Genomic DNA, 2,791 nt, shown 5'->3' on the forward strand with positions numbered 1-2,791 from the left:
TCATCTTTATTTTACGATTTTACTAGCTTTTTTATTTTAAGCCTTTTTTGACATATTCGCAAAAGTGAGATGCACCCTGTAAAAAGTTGTACTCCAATTGAGATAAAAATTTTATTCCAACTCACTATTCGAGCTTCTGAAATAGTTCGTCATTACGGAACAACTCGATTCAGATCGACCTATCTTAGGCATAAGATTGTCTCTTTTTGGTGGCTATGTCTATTTACAAGTCCCCCAAAATAGTTAATACTTGAAAGCTTTATTTCAGCGGCATTTCAGGGATATTGCCTCCCGGCAATTGCGACGTAAACTTTGTTTGGGAAGTTCGATCGGTATCAGCGCGTGCTTCGTGGTGTTATAAGGCAGGAAATGCGGAAATTAATGCGGTTTTTACTAATCCTGAACCTGTAAAAGTTGGGTCAAAATCAGAAATTTTGGAAAATCCGCTGACGAAACGAGAACAGGAAATCTTGGCTTTATCTGCAGAGGAAAAGCAATCAGGAAGCTGCACAAATATTGTACATTGCTCCGGGTACGGTGCGGGTTCATGTACACGCAATTTTGCAAAAGTTAGAAGTGCGCGATCGCACTCAAGCTGCTGTACTCGCAATTCAGAAAGGATTGGTTGCTGAAGAACTTGTGGCGATCGAACCTTGACCAGGGCGGGTTTTGTACCGGAATTGTCGGTTTTTTAAAGGAATTATTGGCTAAACCCGCCCCTATCAAGATGCCTCTGTGGCAGGTTCACGGAAAATTAGTATCATTCGTCTTGATTTTTAATTTTACTGATGACATTCAATCTTTAAATTTGCTAAGCTCTACACACTTTAATTTTCCTACCGTCATCTAACCAAAGGCGTATTATGCCAAATTTTATCAGTTCAGTTTTTAGTTCGATCGCCTTTCTCGACTCTGCCCTTCCCGATGGCGAAACTCTCCGCAACGGTATCGCAGCGGGGACAGAAGTTATTACCCTGGATGGGGCGCGGGATGGACTAGAACAAATCACGACCGCGCTAGCGAGTCGCAGCAATATAAAAAGCATTCATATCCTCTCCCACGGCCGCCCCGCAAGTTTGCAGCTAGGCGCGATCGATCTAAACTTGACAAATTTAAAAACTTATGCCAAAGAATTGCAGCTTTGGTCGCGATCGCTGGCAGAGAGTGCAGAGATTTTGCTGTACGGGTGCGATGTAGCGGCGGGGGAGAAGGGCGCTAACTTTGTGCAGCAAGTGAGTCAGCTAACCAAGGCAAAAATTGCTGCTTCTAGAACGCCGATCGGCTGTGACGCTAAGGGCGGAGACTGGCAGCTAGATTATACAACGGGAGCGGTGTCATCTGGGTTGGCGATCGACCCAGCCACAATGGCTACCTATCAATTTGTGTTGGGTCTACAATTTTTGGGACAAGCAGGATTTGCGGCAAATACAACTTTTGGAGGAACTCAGGTAGGTGGACTATCTCGCCTTACCTACGCGGGCAACAACAGTAAACTTTCAAGTGGTGGGGAATGACAATACTGGTTTATTCAGCGTACCACCCGCGATCCACTCTTTAGGACAACTGATTTTTACGTCGCCGGGGGCGGCGAGCTGCCGTGCTACTATTAGTTTAAACCTCAGAGACAATGGTGGTATAGCTAACGGCGGTATCGATACTTCGGCTACCCAGACTTTCGTCATTAACGTCACCAACCAGCAACCAGTGGCACAACCAGACAGTTACAGCATTCCCCACGACAAGGTATTCAGCCTGGCAGCCCCCGGAGTCTTGGCCAACGACGACGACCCCGACGGCGACCCCCTAACTGCCAAACTGGTGTCCTCGCCAAACAACGGCAAGGTAGTTTTTAACAGCGACGGTTCCTTCAGTTACACTCCCAATCCCGGTTTTGCAGGCCTAGAAAACTTTACTTACAGCGTCAGCGACGGCGATACGCCGTCTCCCCCGATTTCAGTGAACCTCAAGGTCACTAACTTTCCGCCAGTGGCACAACCAGACAGTTACAGCATTCCCCACGACAAGGTATTCAACCTGCCAGCCCCCGGAGTCTTGGCCAACGACGACGACCCCGACGGCGACCCCCTAACTGCCAAACTGGTGTCCTCGCCAAACAGCGGCAAGGTAGTTTTTAACAGCGACGGTTCCTTCAGTTACACTCCCAATCCCGGTTTTGCAGGCCCAGAAAACTTTACTTACAGCGTCAGCGACGGGGTATCGCCGTCTCCCCCGATTTCAGTGAACCTCAAGGTCACTAACTTTCCGCCAGGGGCACAACCAGACAGTTACAGCATTCCCCACGACAAGGTATTCAACCTGCCAGCCCCCGGAGTCTTGGCCAACGACGACGACCCCGACGGCGACCCCCTAACTGCCAAACTGGTGTCCTCGCCAAACAACGGCAAGGTAGTTTTTAACAGCGACGGTTCCTTCAGTTACACTCCCAATCCCGGTTTTGCAGGCCCAGAAAACTTTACTTACAGCGTCAGCGACGGCGATACGCCGTCTCCCCCGATTTCAGTGAACCTCAATGTCACTAACTTGCCAACCAATCAGCCGCCGCAGGCAAATAGTGACCGTTACAACACTCCCCACGACAAGACACTCAATGTCGTAATTCCCGGAGTCCTGGCCAATGACATCGACCCCGACGGCGACCCCTTGAGTGCCAAGCCGATATCCTTGCCAAAGAACGGCAAGATCAATTTCAACCCAGATGGTTCCTTCAACTATACTCCCAATCCGGGTTTTGTCGGCTTGGAGGAATTCAGCTACAGTGTCAGCGACGGGA

At 49.1% G+C, this 2,791-nt stretch carries 3 protein-coding genes; all 3 read left to right on the forward strand.

What is annotated here, in order from left to right; translation table 11 throughout:
* Positions 1 to 480: 480 nt before the first annotated feature.
* The gene (locus tag QUA62_RS28880; RefSeq protein ID WP_333408236.1) at positions 481 to 657 is read left to right on the forward strand and encodes a LuxR C-terminal-related transcriptional regulator; all 177 of its coding nucleotides are present in this window, start codon (positions 481 to 483) and stop codon (positions 655 to 657) included.
* Positions 658 to 863: 206 nt separating this feature from the next.
* Positions 864 to 1,514, forward strand: coding sequence for a DUF4347 domain-containing protein (locus QUA62_RS28885; protein WP_333408233.1), 651 nt, complete (start codon positions 864 to 866; stop codon positions 1,512 to 1,514).
* On the forward strand, positions 1,453 to 2,791 hold a 1,339-nt coding region (locus tag QUA62_RS28890), incomplete at its 3' end, for an Ig-like domain-containing protein (RefSeq protein ID WP_333408234.1). The genes QUA62_RS28885 and QUA62_RS28890, both read left to right, overlap by 62 nt.

Source organism: Microcoleus sp. MON1_C1 (assembly GCF_036701945.1).
GTDB lineage: Bacteria > Cyanobacteriota > Cyanobacteriia > Cyanobacteriales > Microcoleaceae > Microcoleus.

Bases quoted from the DNA above. Each gene is read 5' to 3' on its own strand.
- QUA62_RS28885 (WP_333408233.1), top strand. From the start codon at position 864: ATGCCAAATTTTATCAGTTCAGTTTTTAGTTCGATCGCCTTTCTCGAC.